The organism is Halobacillus campisalis (assembly GCF_030345335.1).
GTDB classification, from domain to species: domain Bacteria; phylum Bacillota; class Bacilli; order Bacillales; family Halobacillaceae; genus Halobacillus_A; species Halobacillus_A campisalis.
Genome location: NZ_JAPVRC010000001.1, coordinates 775374 through 793691 on the forward strand (window position 1 = coordinate 775374; position 18318 = coordinate 793691).

Annotated in this window: 17 protein-coding genes and 1 other annotated feature; all 17 genes read right to left on the minus strand. The window is 40.4% G+C overall.

Going from position 1 to position 18318, the window contains the following annotated elements; genetic code table 11:
* Positions 1-45: 45 nt before the first annotated feature.
* Positions 46-402 carry a 50S ribosomal protein L20 gene (rplT, locus tag O2Q26_RS03895; protein ID WP_289214635.1) on the minus strand — a complete coding sequence of 119 codons (357 nt, stop codon included), beginning with the start codon at positions 400-402 and terminating at the stop codon, positions 46-48.
* A gap of 34 nt (positions 403-436) precedes the next feature.
* Positions 437-634, minus strand: coding sequence for a 50S ribosomal protein L35 (gene rpmI, locus O2Q26_RS03900; RefSeq protein ID WP_253934508.1), 198 nt, complete (start codon positions 632-634; stop codon positions 437-439).
* Positions 635-662: 28 nt separating this feature from the next.
* A complete protein-coding gene (infC, locus tag O2Q26_RS03905) occupies positions 663-1202 on the minus strand; it encodes a translation initiation factor IF-3 (RefSeq protein WP_390216591.1) in 540 nt (179 codons plus the stop codon).
* 45 nt (positions 1203-1247) lie between these two features.
* Positions 1248-1371, minus strand: a sequence feature (ribosomal protein L20 leader region).
* 666 nt (positions 1372-2037) lie between these two features.
* Positions 2038-3984 carry a threonine--tRNA ligase gene (gene thrS / locus O2Q26_RS03910; protein ID WP_289214636.1) on the minus strand — a complete coding sequence of 649 codons (1947 nt, stop codon included), beginning with the start codon at positions 3982-3984 and terminating at the stop codon, positions 2038-2040.
* 329 nt (positions 3985-4313) lie between these two features.
* The gene (ytxC, locus tag O2Q26_RS03915) at positions 4314-5141 is read right to left on the minus strand and encodes a sporulation protein YtxC (RefSeq protein ID WP_289214637.1); all 828 of its coding nucleotides are present in this window, start codon (positions 5139-5141) and stop codon (positions 4314-4316) included.
* A 117-nt stretch (positions 5142-5258) separates the two neighbouring features.
* A complete protein-coding gene (dnaI, locus tag O2Q26_RS03920; protein ID WP_289214638.1) occupies positions 5259-6191 on the minus strand; it encodes a primosomal protein DnaI in 933 nt (310 codons plus the stop codon).
* 15 nt (positions 6192-6206) lie between these two features.
* Complete coding sequence (locus O2Q26_RS03925) at positions 6207-7556, minus strand: replication initiation and membrane attachment family protein (protein WP_289214639.1); 1350 nt, start codon at positions 7554-7556, stop codon at positions 6207-6209.
* 63 nt (positions 7557-7619) lie between these two features.
* Positions 7620-8084 carry a transcriptional regulator NrdR gene (gene nrdR, locus O2Q26_RS03930; RefSeq protein WP_253934513.1) on the minus strand — a complete coding sequence of 155 codons (465 nt, stop codon included), beginning with the start codon at positions 8082-8084 and terminating at the stop codon, positions 7620-7622.
* 37 nt (positions 8085-8121) lie between these two features.
* Positions 8122-8505 carry a cytosolic protein gene (locus tag O2Q26_RS03935; protein WP_352232202.1) on the minus strand — a complete coding sequence of 128 codons (384 nt, stop codon included), beginning with the start codon at positions 8503-8505 and terminating at the stop codon, positions 8122-8124.
* A 120-nt stretch (positions 8506-8625) separates the two neighbouring features.
* Positions 8626-9003, minus strand: a complete 378-nt coding sequence (speD, locus tag O2Q26_RS03940) for an adenosylmethionine decarboxylase (RefSeq protein WP_253934515.1) — start codon at positions 9001-9003, stop codon at positions 8626-8628.
* Between the two features lie 235 nt (positions 9004-9238).
* Positions 9239-10273, minus strand: coding sequence for a glyceraldehyde-3-phosphate dehydrogenase (locus O2Q26_RS03945; protein ID WP_289214641.1), 1035 nt, complete (start codon positions 10271-10273; stop codon positions 9239-9241).
* A gap of 117 nt (positions 10274-10390) precedes the next feature.
* Complete coding sequence (gene coaE / locus O2Q26_RS03950) at positions 10391-11008, minus strand: dephospho-CoA kinase (RefSeq protein ID WP_289214642.1); 618 nt, start codon at positions 11006-11008, stop codon at positions 10391-10393.
* Positions 11009-11018: 10 nt separating this feature from the next.
* Positions 11019-11618 (minus strand): manganese efflux pump, encoded by a 600-nt coding sequence (locus tag O2Q26_RS03955; RefSeq protein WP_289214643.1) that lies wholly within the window; start codon positions 11616-11618, stop codon positions 11019-11021.
* Between the two features lie 61 nt (positions 11619-11679).
* Positions 11680-12504 carry a DNA-formamidopyrimidine glycosylase gene (gene mutM / locus O2Q26_RS03960; protein ID WP_289214644.1) on the minus strand — a complete coding sequence of 275 codons (825 nt, stop codon included), beginning with the start codon at positions 12502-12504 and terminating at the stop codon, positions 11680-11682.
* Between the two features lie 14 nt (positions 12505-12518).
* A complete protein-coding gene (polA, locus tag O2Q26_RS03965; RefSeq protein ID WP_289214645.1) occupies positions 12519-15167 on the minus strand; it encodes a DNA polymerase I in 2649 nt (882 codons plus the stop codon).
* Positions 15168-15369: 202 nt separating this feature from the next.
* The gene (gene pnpS / locus O2Q26_RS03970; protein ID WP_289214646.1) at positions 15370-17109 is read right to left on the minus strand and encodes a two-component system histidine kinase PnpS; all 1740 of its coding nucleotides are present in this window, start codon (positions 17107-17109) and stop codon (positions 15370-15372) included.
* Positions 17110-17805, minus strand: a complete 696-nt coding sequence (locus O2Q26_RS03975; protein ID WP_289214647.1) for a response regulator transcription factor — start codon at positions 17803-17805, stop codon at positions 17110-17112.
* Positions 17806-18318: the final 513 nt, after the last annotated feature.

Genomic DNA, 18318 nt, shown 5'->3' on the forward strand with positions numbered 1-18318 from the left:
AAAAAAGCCATTTCCTACCGATCGGAAATGGCCTTTTTCACTTAATTATTTTAGAGCAGATTTCGCTTGGTCTGCTAGACTTGCAAAACCTTTTTCATCGTTGACAGCTAAGTCAGCAAGCATTTTGCGGTTCACTTCGATACCGGCAAGCTTAAGACCGTGCATAAGACGGCTGTATGAAATATCGTTCATACGAGCTGCAGCATTAATACGTGCAATCCAAAGCTTACGGAATTCACGCTTTTTCTGACGACGGTCACGGTAAGCGTACTGACCTGACTTCATCACCTGCTGTTTTGCTGTTTTAAATAGAGCGTGCTTTGAACCATAATAACCTTTTGCTAGTTTAAGGACACGATTACGACGTTTACGTGTCACTGTTCCACCTTTTACTCGTGGCATTGGAATTCCCTCCTATATGAATCGTTATTCTACTTTATTTTTTTGGAAGCATGTGCTTAATACGACGGAAGTCTCCGGCGGATACTAAGGTAGCTTTACGCAATTTGCGCTTTTGTTTTGTAGATTTATTAGCGAACAAGTGGCTAGTGAAAGCGTGTGAGCGTTTCACATTTCCGCTACCTGTTTTCTTAAAACGTTTTTGAGAACCTTTATGGGTTTTCATTTTAGGCATTACAATTTCCTCCTTCAGCTAATTTCGCTTACTTCTCAGTAACAGGAGCAAGCATCATGAACATGTTACGACCTTCCATTTTTGGTTTGGTCTCAATTGTAGCAACATCTTTACACTCTTCGGCCAGACGATCCAGAACTTTTTGTCCTAGTTCTTTGTGAGTAATCGCACGTCCACGGAAGCGGACAGAGGCTTTCACTTTGTCGCCTTTTGATAAAAACTTGCGGGCATTACGCAGCTTCGTATTGAAATCATGCTCTTCAATACCTGGGCTCAAGCGTACTTCCTTGATCTTAATCGTTGTTTGATTCTTACGAGCTTCTTTTTCTTTCTTCTGCTGCTCATAACGATATTTACCGTAATCCATGATTCGGCAGACCGGAGGTTTCGCATTAGGCGCAACCATTACAAGATCAAGATTTGCGTTTGCTGCAATATCAAGTGCTTCATTTTTAGATTTAACACCTAGCTGTTCACCGTTTACATCAATGAGGCGTACTTCACGTGCACGAATTTTTTCATTAATGTTATTGTTATCCTTGCTAATAACTAGCCACCTCCAACATATTTTAGAAACTTTATATAAGATCTGTCATCGACAAGTGGATTTCACTCCATAAAAAAAGTGCCGGTACATAAATGCACCCACACGTCTCCTAAAAGTTAAAAGGAAAATTAACCTGCCAACTGCTCATTAGCGTCGATCAGGTGAGAAGCGGGTGCTTCTTCTTGTCTCTAGATCCGTTCATTCAGTTACCTAAATTATAATATCATGCTTACTAGTTTGTGTCAATCATCACTAAGATGTCTTTTTGCTACCTTTTAGATGATATATGACCTTAACGCAAAAATCAATAGGTTTTCAAAAGAAAGTAGCTGGCCAAAAGCTTCGATATATTTTGGAAGTTTCCGTTTTTAAGAATGAAGATCGAAGGTCCGGGAAATCACTCGCTTTCCGTAGACGTAGGGTAAGCTTCATCAGGCTAACGTCCTTCCGGATCTCACTATACTGTCTTCCCATCTCTTACACGTAAATTAGTCTAGATCCGTAAACCAGTTCATAAATCTTATGGGTCGATTAAGAGATACTGAACATCTGTGACAAAGGGTTCGTTCATTCCATTTGGATTTGGGGTGGTGGGAAACGACTAGACTCCCGCGGGAGAAGGGGCTAGGCGAGATCCCACAGGGCGAAGCCCGAGGAAGCTTGCCAGATCCCCCGCAGGAAAGCCAGTTGTTTCCCGACCACACCATTTCCCGATTTAGTAACGAAGCCCATAATGTTGGAATAGAATCTTATCAATTCGACTTTATCATTGAATCCTCTGTTCTATAAGACCCTTGCTTTAATTATCCCTTTGTATTCTTCTCATTTAAATAATACCTTCAGGAAAGCAGGGACCTTACTTATTCAAGAGCTTTTGGTCAATTTCGTTACGAATTTCCTGAATAAACGTGTCAACTGACTTTGTCTCCGAATTCTGCTCACTATAACGTCTTACATTAACCGCATCTGCTTCAATTTCTTTGTCACCCACAACTAGGGCAAATGGAACTTTTTGAGTTTGAGTTTCACGGATTTTGTATCCGATTTTTTCATTACGTTCATCCACTTCCACTCTCACTCCGGCTTCACGAAGCTGATCTTTCAATTTTTTCGCATAATCCAGATGAACATCTGCAGAGACAGGAATGATCTTAGCCTGCACAGGTGCTAACCAAGTAGGAAAAGCGCCCTTGTACTCTTCAATAAGAAAAGCGACAAATCGTTCCATAGTAGAGACAACGCCCCGGTGGATGACGACAGGCCGATGGTCTTTTCCATCCTCGCCTACATAAGTCAAGTCGAAGCGCTCCGGCAAGTGGAAGTCAAGCTGAACAGTCGATAATGTTTCATCTTTCCCGAGGGCTGTCTTAACTTGAACATCCAATTTAGGTCCGTAGAATGCCGCTTCTCCTTCAGCCTCTACGTAATCAAGCTCCATATCTTCCATTGTTTCTTTAAGCATAGCCTGAGCTTTATCCCACATTTCGTCATTATCGACGTATTTCTCAGTGTCTTCAGGATCACGATAGGACAAACGGAAATAATAATCGTTAATGCCAAAATCACGATAAACCTCTTGTACAAGACGAACTACTCGTTTAAACTCATCCTTCAACTGGTCTGGACGAGCGAAAATATGGGCATCGTTCAACGTCATGGCACGCACGCGCTGCAAACCAGCTAGCGCTCCTGACATTTCATGGCGGTGCATCGTTCCGAGCTCAGCAATCCTTACTGGCAAATTACGATAGCTGTAAAATTCATTTTTATAAACCATCATGTGGTGAGGGCAATTCATAGGGCGTAGTACGAGATCTTCATTATCCATTTCAAGTGTCGGGAACATATCGTCCTTATAATGGTCCCAGTGGCCACTAGTCTTATAAAGATCTACACTCCCTAATACTGGAGTATACACATGATCATATCCTAAGCGCTCCTCTGTATCTACAATATAACGTTCGATGTTCCTACGGATGGTTGCTCCTTTAGGCAGCCAGAGAGGCAGTCCTTGACCGACTTTTTGATTGACTGTAAATAATCCTAACTCTTTGCCAAGTTTACGGTGGTCTCTTTCTTTAGCTTCTTCAAGTAGACGGAGATGTTCGTCCAAATGTGCCTGCTTTTCAAAGGCAGTTCCGTAAATACGTTGCAGCATTTTGTTATTACTGTCACCTCGCCAATAGGCACCTGAGATATTCAATAGCTTAAATATTTTGATCTTACTAGTCTGTGGTACGTGTATCCCACGACAAAGATCGAAGAATTCTCCCTGCTTATAAATTGTAAGAGTTTCGCCTTCAGGAATATCCTCGATAAGCTCGAGTTTCAAATCATCCCCAAGCTCTTTGAATTTTTCAATGGCTTCTTCTCTAGAAAGTTCAATTCGTTCAATTTCTAAATTCTCATCAACAATCCGCTGCATTTCCTTTTCGATTTTCGGCAGATCCTCAGGTGTCAACGATACGTCCAGGTCGATATCATAGTAAAAGCCATTTTCTATAACAGGCCCGACACCAAGCTTGACCTCACCATATAAGCGTTTGATGGCTTGTGCCATTAAATGAGCCGATGAGTGGCGCAGCACTTCTAAACCTTCAGGGTTCTTATACGTCAGGATTTCAATAGACCCATCCTGTTCAATCGGACGTCTTAAGTCATAAGGTTCACCGTCTAATTTTACAGCTAATGCTTGCTTCTTCAAACCCGGAGAAATAGAATGAGCGATCTCCTCACCAGTAGTGCCTACGGAAAACTCTTTCTTATTTCCGTCAGGGAATTGAATATTCATTACTTCAGACATTTGTTCCACTCCTTAATATAGTAAAATAAATTAAAAAACGCTCGTCCCATAGCTGATATCAGCTATGGGACGAGCGTTGAGACTCGCGGTTCCACCCATAATTCCCGCAATCGAATTGCGGCTTCGTTCATCTTTAACGCAGATTTGACGCTGTTCATTACTAGTTCACGTTCACGAACAGAGCTCCGAGGTGGTAAACATTCAAGCCGTCCAGAAGGAGTTTTCAGCCGATGACTCCTCTCTCTTATCAAGCGTCACTTCATGTTCTTGTCCTCATCCAAGCTTTACTATTGAATATGTAGGTATTATAGCGGCATTCAATAAAGAAATCAAGCTTTATGAAAAGGAAAAAACGACAAAGGCTTCCAGACTGCTTTCTCTTCAAAGATATTCATCAACAATTCTAGTTTGGCTTCTCCCTGTTTATTTGAATAAATCATCAACTCATCTGGTGAATAGATGAGAGCAGGCAGTATCCCTAACTCTGATGGTAACGTCTGAATCATCGGGTCTGGATTTGATTGTAAAAAACTAAGAAGTTCAGCTCGTCCTACTTTATTGCCCTCAGGGAAATAATATTCCAATTGACCCTCGCAGGTTACATGCAATAGAGTCACCGCACTTCTTTTATTTTTCACTTGCCGTCTCCAGGAATCAACCATCATCTGATGAGCTTCCTCCAGTTTATATTCATCTAAGAGTTTTCCGGTAAACTCCAAAAGATCTTGATAAACATATTCCAGGCAAGAAGCGGACAGATCATCAAAATCGTTAAATTCAAAATCCATTACTTTCCGCTTTACAAACAGTTCGGCTTTTAAATCTACACGGGGAAGCGAGACACCGTCTGGCGGTTCTTCCATCAACTTCGAGGAAAGCTTGATGACTTGTTCTATTTCTCTAGGATCACCGTAATAAAAACGATGCCTGAGAACCCCTTCCATCCAAGCCTGCAATTTTCGCTGGCGTATGATAGTATATACCGCCTGACTAATATCAGGAAATGAATAGTCTTCAGTGATAGTGACGCTCCACTTGTTTCCTTTATCTTTTATTTCCCCATTCAACTCGATTCTGGAATTGGAGCAGTTGTCAAAAAGATATTGATAAAATATTAATGCTTCTTTTCGATTGGAGAATTGCACACAAACCAACATCACTTCCTCCTCACCACAACATATCAAGCTTTATTTAAACACCACCTTACATGGTCTTAAAGCATCTTGTAGTTTATATATATGTGAAGTGATAAAAAATCATGCTAAAAGCTCGCCCTATCCCCTTCGGTTTCTTCCGCCCATAGAAATGACAGTGCTGAGTTGGCGTATTCTTTCAGTAATCCGCTGAGCTTTCACTTGTTCGACATCGCCTCTATTGCTTGTCATCAACACTTTTTCAAGCTCGTCTAAATTGTAATTTGATGTGAAAAACACAGGAAGCCTCTCCATCATTCTATACTGTAAAATAGATCCGAGCACTTCGTCTCTGAACCAGGCGGATTGAGATTCCGCTCCAATATCATCGAGCATAAGTACTGGTGTTTTTTTGAAGGCCTCTATTTTACTGTTCATGGAATCATCTTTGATGGAAGCCTTCATTTCTCTTACAAATTCAGGCATATAGATCAACATGGAAGAAATGTTCTTTTTACTCAATTCATTAGCTAAAACACCTAGAAAATATGTTTTCCCAACTCCGAATGGTCCATGGTAATAAAGACCCTTACTCGGCAGTTCATCGGTGATACCTTCTAAATACCGGACCGTCTTCTCGACTGCTTCTCCTCGATCTGGATCTTTAAAATCTAACCGATCGATAGTGGCTTCCAGTATTTCACGAGGTATATGAAGACTATTAATCATCGATTCTTGCTTTCTGCTCTCTTCATGCTGGATTTGTCTAGGGCACTTATGATATGCCATTTTTAATTCGGAACCTTCAACAAAAGCTTCGGGAGCATAACCTTTTAGTATGTTAATACACCCTTCCCTTGAAGGACACTTTTCACATTTTTTAGACTGGGATTGATATTCATAAAATTTCATAAGCTGTTTTTCTACAGCTTCCCTCGTTAGCGAAGGGTGGTCCGAAATTAAGGACTGAATATTTTCATCTTGTAAAACTTCACGTTTCATTTGGGCGAAACGCTGTTGAAAATTTTTATTATCTTTCATCCAGCGCTGCAATGATTTCTGTATGGGTTCCATTTCGGTCACCACCCTTTACATTCCGTTTTCTTTGTTCGAAAGCATACGGATCCTTTTTTCTAACTCTGTCGAATCAAAGGACTGAGACTTGGTTTGCTCTTGTTCTCTTTGCTCATCCTGCTTTTTGAACCATTCCGGGATAACTTCAGTACTCTTTTTTCGATATTGATTTTTCTGCTGGCCCCACTGCTGATATTTCTGATGCTCAGCTTTAGCTAAATTCATCGCCTGTCTCACCGTAGTCACATTTTTTCTAGCCCAGTGACTCGCTATCTTCTCAAGGTATGGTTTTGAGAGTTTCATGTCTGTTTTCAGCAAAACATAGTGAACAAGAACATTCATAACCCCTGGTGATACCCCTTGTTCGGTCATCACATCTCTGATCATCTTCATATCTTGATCGGCTGCCTGATTACCATTAGATAGGTCTTCCAGTAGCTCTTTAGGTGATATCTGCTCCAATAGCTGGACAAACTGGTCTTCCTTGCTCTTCATTTCTGTTGAATCATCAGCGATTCTCTCACGTTGATTCAGAACATTAGCATTAACTTGCGAGTGACTTTTCATAAAGTCATGACAAGCAGATTTAAATTCCTCTAAATTCAACTCATTATCTTCATTGATCGCCCATGTCAATGCGCGTTCAATTTCTGTCGAAGATAAATTGTAGAGAGAAGCTAGCTGGATGATGACTTTTCTGTTCATACCCGATAAGATTTTATCGGCAGGATACATGCGCTGTGTTAAAGCTTCATGCAGCCAATTGAAATCAATTCGATGATTCATCAAAACAGGTCCTTTTCGTACATTGTCAACTCGAGGTTCTCCCTGATTTTTAGGACCTTCGCTTTGCACGGCCGCAGGGAAGTTATGATGAAAAATTTGATCGAATGATTCTGTTATATCAGTAAACCCTTCATAAGAAATAGATTCCCGCATAAGACGCTTCTTAAGCTGTTTAAATTTATCTATACCTATTTCATGTTGAAGAAGCAATGATAAAAATGTATCACTAATAAACTCTTCAGCAGCGAAAGGAGGACGGATTTCATAGATATAAACTTTTTCTTCTTCATTTTTCAAAAATGTACGCAGCATTCCGATAGCTTCAAGCTTTTGCCTTGCCTCATAAATCTTATCTAAAGGTGTAGACAGGTAAGTCATCAAAGTGTGATGTGTTTGCAGGTCATCTCCATTACTTGTTTCCTGTTCAGTACATAAAAATTGATAAAGAGAAACAGCTAATTGACCAATCACGGGCTGATACAAATGAGTCAGCGCCCATTGCGCATTTTGAGGAAAAACCCCTTTTCTAGATATACGGAATCCATCTACTGGCAGTAATTTTCCGACTGCAGAATCCATGAACCTTTGCCTCCTTCCTTAAATTATGTAAACTGGCTGCAAAAGAAAATGAGCCGATCGGGCTCATCCTTTATCTTCGTGTTTAATTAATTCTTTGAGCTCATCAATGAAAACGTTGATATCTTTAAATTGTCTGTACACAGAAGCAAACCTCACATAGGCCACTTCATCAATAGAGGAAAGTCTCCCCATGACCATTTCACCGATATCTTTACTTCCCACTTCCGAAACTCCCCGGTTACGTAACTCTTTTTCGATATCTAATGTGACACCTTCCAGTTCCTCGGCGGCCACAGGACGCTTCTCGCAAGCACGAATAAGACCGCGCATCAGCTTTTCGCGACTGAACTCTTCACGCGTGCCTTCTTTTTTAACAACAATCAGTGGTACTTCTTCCACTCGTTCAAACGTCGTATACCGGAAATCACATTGTTCACACTCTCTTCTGCGCCTGATGGCATGACCATCCTCGATAGGTCTTGAATCAAGTACACGAGTGCTTTTATAGTGGCAATTAGGACATTTCAAACAAATCAACTCCACTTAAATTCATATCTTTCATAATTTAATTCGAGGGATCATATTTAACAAACTGCTGATCCAGCTTTTTATAGGATTCTTGAATCAATTGATGACTGAACCCTAAATCAATAGGTCCGCCTGAGTCTGTAGTCACAGAAAAATCAACGGCGGTTTGAAAAGGCTTCACCATGATGATCGTCGCTACAATAAAAGCCTTCCTTTTCCCTTTGTATTTAATTGTAATTTCACCGCGTTCTTTTGAAACCGCAGCTTTCTCAGAAGGGGAAGGAAACAATTCTTCCACTGCCTTAAATACTTCATCGCGCTTTGCTTTATAATACCGTGTTTCAAGCGCTGGATCTTTATGTTTTTCACTAGTTTCGGAATGATTACTAAAATACTTAGAAATAAATGCTTTCACCGACATTACCCCTTACAAAAAATTCGACATGATCTGTTTTTATTTTAACATGTTTTGATAAAAAGAAAAGAAAGGCAGAAAAATACTAAAAAATCACACAGCAGCACTGTGTGATTTTTTAGTATTTTATAATGCTCTGGACTGATGAACTTCTACAGGACCCATTCCTCTTGGTACTTCTACGGTTTCATTTCTTCCGGCTTCTAAAGCCTCCACGATAAAGTGCGCAGCGACATTTGGATCTATACGATCTCCACACGTGTAAACATCTATACTCGCATATCCATGCTCTGGAAAACTATGAATTGTCAAGTGCGACTCAGAAATAATAACCACGCCGCTCACACCATGTGGCGCAAATTTATGAAATGCCACTTCACGTACTTCAGCACCTGCTTTTAAAGCAGCATCTACAAAAACCTGTTCAATATAACTCATATCATTTAATTTATCTTCATTACAATCCCATAGTTCAGCAATTACATGTCTTCCCATTGTATCCATTTCTAAGGATCCCCCTTTTTGTACAGTGACTAAATGCCCTTCTAAATATACAGACATGTACTGCCACGGGGGAAAGTTAGTCCTGAGAGGTCCTAACCCTTTGAGCAGTCATGAAATGGACAGTATTCAGAAGGTCAAAAAAAGTATATACGGTTTATCACTTTTTTGCAAGAAACATTTTCAAAAGGAAAGGGTGATGCCCATTATAAAATACATTGGGAAGAATTGCTACTATTTAGGAGACCTTTGCTGCAGTTTCATGTTTTAGAAGATTGCCGACATATTTAGCTAGATCAACAACTCTGCATGAATATCCCCACTCATTGTCGTACCAGGCTAATACTTTCACTTTTCGGTCGCCCATCACCTGCGTAGACAAGCCGTCAATAATGGCAGACGCTGGTGAAGTCGTATAATCGATGGAAACAAGTGGTTCGTCACTATATTCAAGGATTCCGTTCATGTCATTTTCTCCGACCGCTCGAAAAGCTGCGTTCACATCTTCCTTCGTAACATCTGCTTTCAAGTCTACGACTAAATCCACTAATGAAACGTTCGGTGTAGGTACGCGCAGGGCCATGCCATTCAATTTCCCTTGCATAGAAGGGATAACTTCTCCCAGAGCTTTAGCAGCGCCTGTAGAGGTAGGTATGATCGATTGAGTACATCCTCTCGCCCGACGCAGGTCCTTATGAGGGTTGTCGAGATTTTTTTGGTCATTTGTAAATGAATGTACAGTAGTCATCAATCCATTCTCAATCCCGAACTCATCTTCCAAAACTTTGACTACAGGAGCGAGGCAATTCGTCGTACACGAGGCATTTGAGATGATGTCATGCTCATCTGCATCATACATGTGCTCATTGACTCCCATCACTATGGTAGCGTCCACTGATTTTCCAGGAGCAGTAATAATTACTTTTTTTGCACCCGACTGTATATGAAGTGAGGCTTCGTCCTTAGTTTTGAATTTGCCGGTCGCTTCTATCACTATATCTACATTCAGCTTATTCCATGGCAGGTCCAGGGGATCCCTTGTGGAGCAGAGTACCACTTTCTTTCCATTTATGATGATCCCATTTTCTGTCGCTTCTATTTCACCCTCAAAGCGCCCGTGGACGCTGTCATATTTTATCATATGAGCAATTGTCTCAGCAGGATAACTTGCGTTCACAGCCACAAGTTCAATTGACTCGTCTAAGACCGCTTTTCTGAAGACCATTCTCCCGATTCTTCCCAGACCATTGATGGCAATTCTTGTTTTCTCCATAAGGCAAGCCCCCTAATATGATATACTTTAAAATGAATTTTCAAAAATAGTATAACACATTGTAAGCGTTTTTGTAGGTTAGTTTACTAATTTCCCAAAATAATAACCTGACCTATTTTATGTAAGGTCAGGTTCATTTAAGACTCCCCATTCTCTCAATACTTCTTGCAGTTGTGTACGACTGCTTTCTAACGTTCCTGAATTATCAATCACCGCATCGGCCAGGCGTGCTTTCTCCTTAATGGAAATTTGAGAGTTGATACGGTAATTGGCTTCATCCTCCGATGAACCATCGCGATCCATAAGGCGTTTAAGCTGTGTATCTTCATCGACGTATACCACTAATGTTCGATCAGCGTAACTGGTTAGCTTGCTTTCAAACAGCAGAGGAATATCCAAAACAACAGCTCTTTCTCCATTATTAAGGTACTCATCTCTTTGCCGCACCATTTCTTTACGGACTTCTGGATGGACGATTCCATTCAGTTGACCTCGTTTATCCTCATCTTTAAAAACGATGTTCCCTAAGCTTTTACGGTTTAATGTGCCGTCTTCGTTAAGTACTTCTTCACCGAAAATGTCTACAATCTGCAGATAAGCGGGCTTTCCGATTTCAACCACTTCTCTTGAAATAATATCCGCATCTACGACAGGGATTTGAAACGATTTTATCATTTTTGAAACTGTGCTTTTACCTGTGGCTATGCTTCCAGTGAGCCCGATAACCAGTCCCATGGTGCACCTCCTAAACGAGTTTGATTATACCTATGATGATTAGCAAAAAGCCGGGCAGAGCGGAGAGATAATCTAGTTTATGGCTCAGCTTCGCACCGCTCTTCAACCCTCCATATAACATTGCGCTTGTCATGAGAAAGATGAGACCAGCCGTAAAAAAGGGAGGTATTCCGATAAAAACACCACTCACCCCAGCCCCTATTGTATCGAGTGAAAGAGCAAGACCTAACAGCCAAACTTCCTTTCCGTGAATTCCTCCTGAATGATCGACATCTGCCGCTTCAGGAGATTGAAGAATACGGGCAGGCTGAGTCCAGATGTTATCCTGCTCTTTTTCTGCTGGTTTTCTGTAGTTTGACCAAATAAAAAACAATCCGAGCAGTATGAAAGCCATAGCTCCAAGCGATTCAAACAGCTTAGCATCCACAAAAGGCAGCAGCAAGTGTCCGATACTAGCTGATAAAAGAAAACAAAGGCCAGATAGGAATGCAATCGCGCCCACTGCTTTTATGGATAATTGTATTTTTTTCAGTCCAATCATACAGCCTATTCCGAAGCTATCCAAACTCACAGCAATAACGAACAATAACGTAAAAAGCATGGTCCCCATATCCATCCCACCTCAATGATGATCATTGTGAGATAGTATATGGGCGACTGACTAGAGTGTGTTAATTTTGACAGATAGGACAAACATGAGTGCCACGACCGCTCACTTTCAATTTGATAATAGGCCCCCCACAGCTCTGGCAGTCTGTATTCTCTTTGCCATATACCTGGAGCTGCTGTTGGAACATCCCCATTTCTCCTTGTCCATTCAGATAAGAGCGAATCGTAGTGCCGCCTTGTTCTACAGCTGCAACTATCGTTGACGTACTTGCTTCTCTCACACGTTTCACTTCTTCTAAAGTCAGCTGGTCAGCTTGCCGTTCAGGATGTACACGTGCCCGGTAAAGTGCTTCATCTACATATATATTTCCTAACCCTGCCACGACCGCTTGATCAAGAAGTACAGCCTTAATGTTCCGGGAGGTTCTTTTTAACTTTTCATAAAAGTATTCCTCCGTAAAAGCTGGATCGAATGGATCAGGACCTAATTGATTCAAAGGTTTACTGGCCCACTCCGTTCCTTTTTCAAATAAATGCATCGTTCCAAATTTACGTACATCGTTATATCGCAGTTCAGACCCGTCTTTGAAATGGAATATGACGTGGGTATGCTTAGGTTTGGGGACAGCTTGGTCATATACTCCAAATTTACCCTCCATCCGCAAATGCGAGACCATCGAAAGATCGTCCATTTCAAATATGAGAAATTTACCTTTGCGCTTTATATCTAAGATCGCCTGACCGTAAAGTAAAGATTTAAAAACATCCGGATCCTCTGGAGCCTTGATAATATTGTCCCAAAATATCGAGACTTCCGAAATTTCTTTATTTATTATTAATTGTTTCAGTGTTTGCCTTACCGTTTCGACTTCTGGCAGTTCCGGCATGCCTATCCCCTCACTTACTTCGCGTCATACCAGGTGGATCCGTAGGAATAATCAACTTCTAAAGGTACATCCAATTCCACAGTTTGCTCCATGACTTCTGATACGATGTCTTTTAATTTTTCTATTTCGTCCTGTGGTGCTTCTAATATTAATTCATCATGTACTTGAAGAAGCATACGAGCTTTTAAACCCTCTTTGGTGAGCCGCTCGTCCAAATCTATCATCGCTTTTTTGATAATATCGGCAGCACTTCCCTGGATGGGTGTATTCATAGCCGTCCGTTCAGCGAAACTCCGCTGGTTGAAATTACGGCTTGTAATTTCAGGAAGGTATCTTCTCCGATTCATAAAAGTGGACACGTACCCAACTCTCTTAGCTTCCTGCACTGACTCTTCCATGTATTCTTTTACACCGGGATAACTGGCCAAATATTTATCAATAAATGATTTAGCTTCTTTTCTGCTTATCCCTAAACTTTGAGACAAGCCGTAGTCACTGATCCCGTAAACAATACCAAAGTTGACCGCTTTTGCATGTCTGCGCATTTGAGAAGTGACTTCATTTCCGGGAACATCAAAAACCTCACTAGCGGTTTGAGTATGGATGTCTTTTCCTTCTCTAAAGGCTTCCATCAATTTTTTATCTTGCGCAATATGGGCGAGAACCCTTAATTCAATTTGTGAATAGTCACTCGCAAAAATTACCCAGTCCTGCTTGGAAGGGATAAAAGCCTGTCGGATTTTCCTTCCTTCTTCCAGACGAATAGGTATATTTTGCAAGTTAGGTTCGATCGAACTAAGCCGGCCGGTTTGAGTAAGTGCCTGATTGAAGCGTGTATGAATTCTGTTCGTATCTTCGTTTACGACTTTAAGCAATCCTTCAATATAAGTGGATTGCAGTTTACCAAGCTGACGGTAAAGCAGGATCTTCTCAATGATTTCATGGTCATCCTGGAGTTGTTCCAAAACATCAGCTGAAGTAGAGTAACCGGTTTTAGTCTTCTTGATGACAGGAAGCTCTAACTTCTCAAATAAAATAGGACCTAATTGTTTAGGAGAATTCAGATTGAATTCCTCTCCCGCCAGTTCGAAGATCTCCGTTTTAATATCGTTCAGTCTGCTTTCAAGCTCACTCCGCATATCTTCTAAGCGGCCGGTATCCACTTTCACACCATAATGTTCCATTTCTCCTAAAATTAAAGCAAGCGGCATTTCCAGCTCATTGTACAATTGATATTGTTCATTAGCTTGAAGCTGCTCTTCCATGGAATGCTTTAATTTAAAAAGAACTTCCGCTTTCCTGGATACATGCTCGTACAGAACATCATTCGAATCTGGAACTTTCAGCTTAGCCCCTTTGCCATAAACCTCTTCATCGTATTTTACTGCTTTCTCACCCATTCTATGGCTGATTGATGGGATATCATGGTTGTTTTCTGAAGGGTTAATAAGATAAGAAGCCAACAGCAAGTCGAACGTGATGCCCTTAATCGAAATATCATGTCTTTTTAATCCTACTAATGTTCTCTTAGCATCGAATACCCATTTTTCATTATTTTCATCTTCCGCCCACTTCTTGAACTGCTCGGAGTTCTGAGCATTCTCGATAGATATGAAATAGTGGTTTTGATCGTTAACGATGGAAATGCCTACAACAGGAGATTGATGATAATTCTCATGAAGCATCTCTACTACCAAAGCCTCTTTTCCCGTAAACATATCTTCTTCTACATTCTCAACTACTGTTACATCAATAGCTTCCCATTCTTCAGAAACAGATTGGTCAGATGTTTCTTCTTGCTCAGAGGATACACGTCCAATTAACGACTGAAAGCCGAGATCTCTAAAAGCGTGCGTAACCTTACCACTATCAAACCCTTTGTAAGAAATATCGGCTAAGTTCACTTCTATAGGAGCTTCTCGTTCAATAGTAACTAATTGTTTGCTCATAAATGCGTCACCTTTATGATTCTCGAGCTTTTCTTTTAATTTCTTACCGCTGACTTCATTAAGATTTTCAAATATATTACTCAATGTATCAAATTGTGTAAGCAGCTTGACAGCCGTTTTTTCTCCAACTCCCGGGACACCGGGAATATTGTCCGAACTGTCCCCCATTAATGCTTTCAGATCAATGACCTGATCCGGTCTAATGCCCATTTTTTCTTCCATGAAAGTCGGATCATAGGTTTCAACATTGGTAATCCCTTTTTTGGTAAGGCTCACTTTAACTTGGTCGGACACAAGCTGTAGTAAATCCTTATCACCGGAAATGACTTTCACATCAAATTTTTCTTTTTCTGCCTGTGTAGCAAGCGTGCCAATGATATCATCTGCTTCATATTGATCAAGCTGATAATATCTTATATCAAAAGCATCTAAAAGCTCCTTTAACACAGGAAACTGCTCAGAGAGTTCAGAAGGCGTCTTCTGCCTTCCGCCTTTATATTCGAAATATGTCGAATGTCTGAATGTCGTTTTTCCCGCATCAAATGCGACAAGAATTCGGTCAGGATTATCTTCTTCTAATATTTTTAATAACATCGTCGTAAATCCATAAACGGCATTTGTGTAAACACCTTTGTCATTATTAAGTAAAGGCAATGCAAAAAATGCACGATAAGCTATACTGTTTCCATCAATTAATACTATTTTCTCAGCCATAAATTCATCTCCACTTCGTAAAACGTCATTGCTTTCATTTTACCATGTTCCTACCTAAGAAGAAAAAATCTGCATAAAAAAAGGCAGAAGCGAGGGAAGCTTCTGCCTATAAAAGAGAAAACACCTTGGATGAAAGGGTTTCATAGACACTTTAACAATATAACGTAAACTATAATTAAACAGTACGTTAATTGTTTGTAAATTATTTAAATAGTTTAACATGGAAAACAGTTCCATTATCTACTTCACTCTCTACCTCGATATGACCGTGATGAGCTTCTATAATATGTTTCACAATAGCCAAACCGAGCCCGGTCCCGCCCGAATTGCGGCTTCTCGCTTTATCCACCCGATAGAAACGTTCAAAAATCCGTGGAATTTCTTCTTCAGGAATTCCAACCCCATTATCACTCACGCTGACTATAACATGTTCCTTATGATCCTCAAGCGTTAAGTGCACGTCACCGTTCTCGCTCGTATAATTGATGGCGTTTGCTGTTAAGTTGATGAACACCTGTTTCAAACGGCTGGCATCGCCTTCTATCCATGATTCTCCTTGTAAATGAGTATGGAGTGTAATATTTTTTTGTTCGGCTTGATGTTCAGCAAGCGGAAGTACCTCTTCCAATAACCGATTCAGATTGATTCTATCTAAGTTAAGTTGAAAATCCTCTTTCTCAACTTTAGATAATTCTAATAAATCTTGAATGAGAGATTGCAAACGCCCGCTTTCCTTCAAAATAATCTGTAGAAACTGCTCCAGCATATCTTCATCTTTCATAGCTCCATCTAATAGAGTTTCAGAAAAACCTCTTATTGAAGTAATCGGAGTTTTCAATTCATGAGAAACATTTGCCACAAAATCTTTTCGCATCTTTTCGAGCTTTTTCAACTCCGTAATATCATGGAAAACGAGAACGATCCCTTTCCAATTCCCCTTATCACTAAAAATGGGAGCTCCTGTAACCTCCAAATGTTTTTGATCAATATGGACAGGCATTATAAATGACTCGGTAACAGTTTCTTCAAACATATAAATATTCTGTACAGTTTCATGTATGGCCGTAAACGGGATAGACTCGTGATAAAGGTAACCGACGTATTTACTTTTTTCTCCGCCAAAGCTGTCGAGAAATGCACGGTTAACTAATAAAATATAGCCTTTTTCATCAATAAGGATCAGACCGCTCCCCATATTGTTTATAACCGCTTCTAATTGGTTTTCCTGCATTCCTTTAGTGCTGGTCATGGTCTGCAAGTTTCGGGCAAGTATATTTATAGAGTGACTCAACTGGCCAGCTTCTCCAAAATGACCTTCATACGTCCTTGCTCTGTAATTTCCTTTGGCTAATTCATCGGCTACTCCTGCTGCAGATCGTATAGGTTTAATATATTTCGAAAAAATATTAAAACCGATTAAAAAGATCGCAATAAGACCAAGTAGCAGCGTAAGTCCGATAATTAACCAAATGTTTTTTGTAATATTCGATAATGACTCAACGGGTGATAAGAGGACAAGAGTGCCTGAAGATTCTCCGATTGTTTGCGGTATCGGATAATAAAACACGTCATCCAGTAAAACCCCTTCCCTTGAAACTTGATCCTGACGCTGGATCAAGCGCAGGATTTCCTGTTTTTTCTCTTCTGATATTTCATCATTAGCTTCTACAGTATCTATGACGACCTCATTTTCGTTATTAACGAAAATCATACTTGTATTGATTTGTGCACTGAATTCGTCGATGGATTGGCCGTTTACTTGTTCCCCTTCTAAGTAATCTTCCAGAAACGTGACAAAGTATTGACTCTCCACCGAAATTCTTTCTTCAAAAATAGTAATGAAATAACTGCGTGTCAGTTGAGCCAGCAGTATACCTAAACTAATCATTACGATAACGACCAGTATCGTATAGGTTAGTAATGGCCGAGTATTTGAGCCCATTTATTTAGGAGACTCCATTTTGTAACCGAGCCCGCGGATCGTCTTAATATAGACCGGTTTTTTTGTGTCCGGTTCAATTTTTTCTCTTAAGTGGCTTACATGAACATCTACGATACGGGTGTCTCCTGCAAAATCATAGTTCCACACGGCACTTAAGAGCTGATCCCTCGATAATACACGCCCGATGTTTTTCGCAAGATAATAAAGCAGTTCAAATTCTTTTGGCGTAAACGTCAGAGCTTTCTCTTTGATCGTAGCTTCATACTGCTCAGGATAGATGACAAGATCAGCTATTTGAATGGACTGTGCAGTATCTTCCACAGGTTCTCTTACCATTCTCCGCAGAATCGCTTTGATCCTTGCCACAACTTCCCTTGGGCTGAAGGGTTTTGTTAAGTAATCATCTGCTCCAAGCTCAAGTCCAAGGACTTTATCGAATTCATCATCCTTGGCAGTCAACATAAGAATGGGGGTTTGTACTTGTTTCTGACGCAGCTGCTTACATACTTCCATTCCATCCATTCCAGGAAGCATGACGTCAAGGACGATCATGTCATAATTGGTGTCGGATGCCTTCTCTAATGCATCACTTCCCGTATAAGCTACATGAGTCTCATAGCCTGCTTGATCTATATTATACTTTAATAATGTTACGATTGATTCTTCATCGTCAACGATAAGAATTCTTTGTTTCACAGTAATCCCCCTACACAAACAATTATTTTTTCACTTTAATCATACAATGTAGTTTACAGTTTGACACGCAACTTTACAATTTTTACAGAAAAATAACATTCGATCAATTTAACAAATTGGCTATGTACTTGATTTCGAGACATTGGGTAAGTAGATCATTGCAGCGGGGAATGACTCGCTTTCAGTGGGAGCGCGGTGAGCTTCTTCGGACGTCCCGTCCTTTTGGATCTCACCAAGCACTCTCTTCCCACAGGAGTCTACCCATCCCCCGCCGCCCCTCACTATGATTTGCTTCTTGAAATCGCTTGAAGAAGATCCTTCTTAGTAATAGTAAAAGCACTAAACTCCAGTGCTCTGATTCCAGCATTTTAGTTTGAAAACTTCCTACCCTTTAATATTGTTTCAAATATATTTTTGCATACAGAAGTCTAGCTGGTTATGACTCGAAAGCAGTTATTTTTTATATGAAGCACCGCATAAGATGTTTCTCTTATCCTCTTAAGAGCAAGAAGG

Bases quoted from the DNA above. Each gene is read 5' to 3' on its own strand.
- O2Q26_RS03925 (WP_289214639.1), bottom strand. From the start codon at position 7,556: ATGGATTCTGCAGTCGGAAAATTACTGCCAGTAGATGGATTCCGTATA.
- O2Q26_RS03935 (WP_352232202.1), bottom strand. From the start codon at position 8,505: ATGTCGGTGAAAGCATTTATTTCTAAGTATTTTAGTAATCATTCCGAA.
- O2Q26_RS03955 (WP_289214643.1), bottom strand. From the start codon at position 11,618: ATGGGGACCATGCTTTTTACGTTATTGTTCGTTATTGCTGTGAGTTTG.
- dnaI (WP_289214638.1), bottom strand. From the start codon at position 6,191: ATGGAACCCATACAGAAATCATTGCAGCGCTGGATGAAAGATAATAAA.
- thrS (WP_289214636.1), bottom strand. From the start codon at position 3,984: ATGTCTGAAGTAATGAATATTCAATTCCCTGACGGAAATAAGAAAGAG.
- O2Q26_RS03945 (WP_289214641.1), bottom strand. From the start codon at position 10,273: ATGGAGAAAACAAGAATTGCCATCAATGGTCTGGGAAGAATCGGGAGA.
- ytxC (WP_289214637.1), bottom strand. From the start codon at position 5,141: ATGTTGGTTTGTGTGCAATTCTCCAATCGAAAAGAAGCATTAATATTT.
- speD (WP_253934515.1), bottom strand. From the start codon at position 9,003: ATGGATACAATGGGAAGACATGTAATTGCTGAACTATGGGATTGTAAT.
- pnpS (WP_289214646.1), bottom strand. From the start codon at position 17,109: ATGGGCTCAAATACTCGGCCATTACTAACCTATACGATACTGGTCGTT.
- rpmI (WP_253934508.1), bottom strand. From the start codon at position 634: ATGCCTAAAATGAAAACCCATAAAGGTTCTCAAAAACGTTTTAAGAAA.
- coaE (WP_289214642.1), bottom strand. From the start codon at position 11,008: ATGGGACTGGTTATCGGGCTCACTGGAAGCATAGCCACAGGTAAAAGC.
- mutM (WP_289214644.1), bottom strand. From the start codon at position 12,504: ATGCCGGAACTGCCAGAAGTCGAAACGGTAAGGCAAACACTGAAACAA.
- rplT (WP_289214635.1), bottom strand. From the start codon at position 402: ATGCCACGAGTAAAAGGTGGAACAGTGACACGTAAACGTCGTAATCGT.
- polA (WP_289214645.1), bottom strand. From the start codon at position 15,167: ATGGCTGAGAAAATAGTATTAATTGATGGAAACAGTATAGCTTATCGT.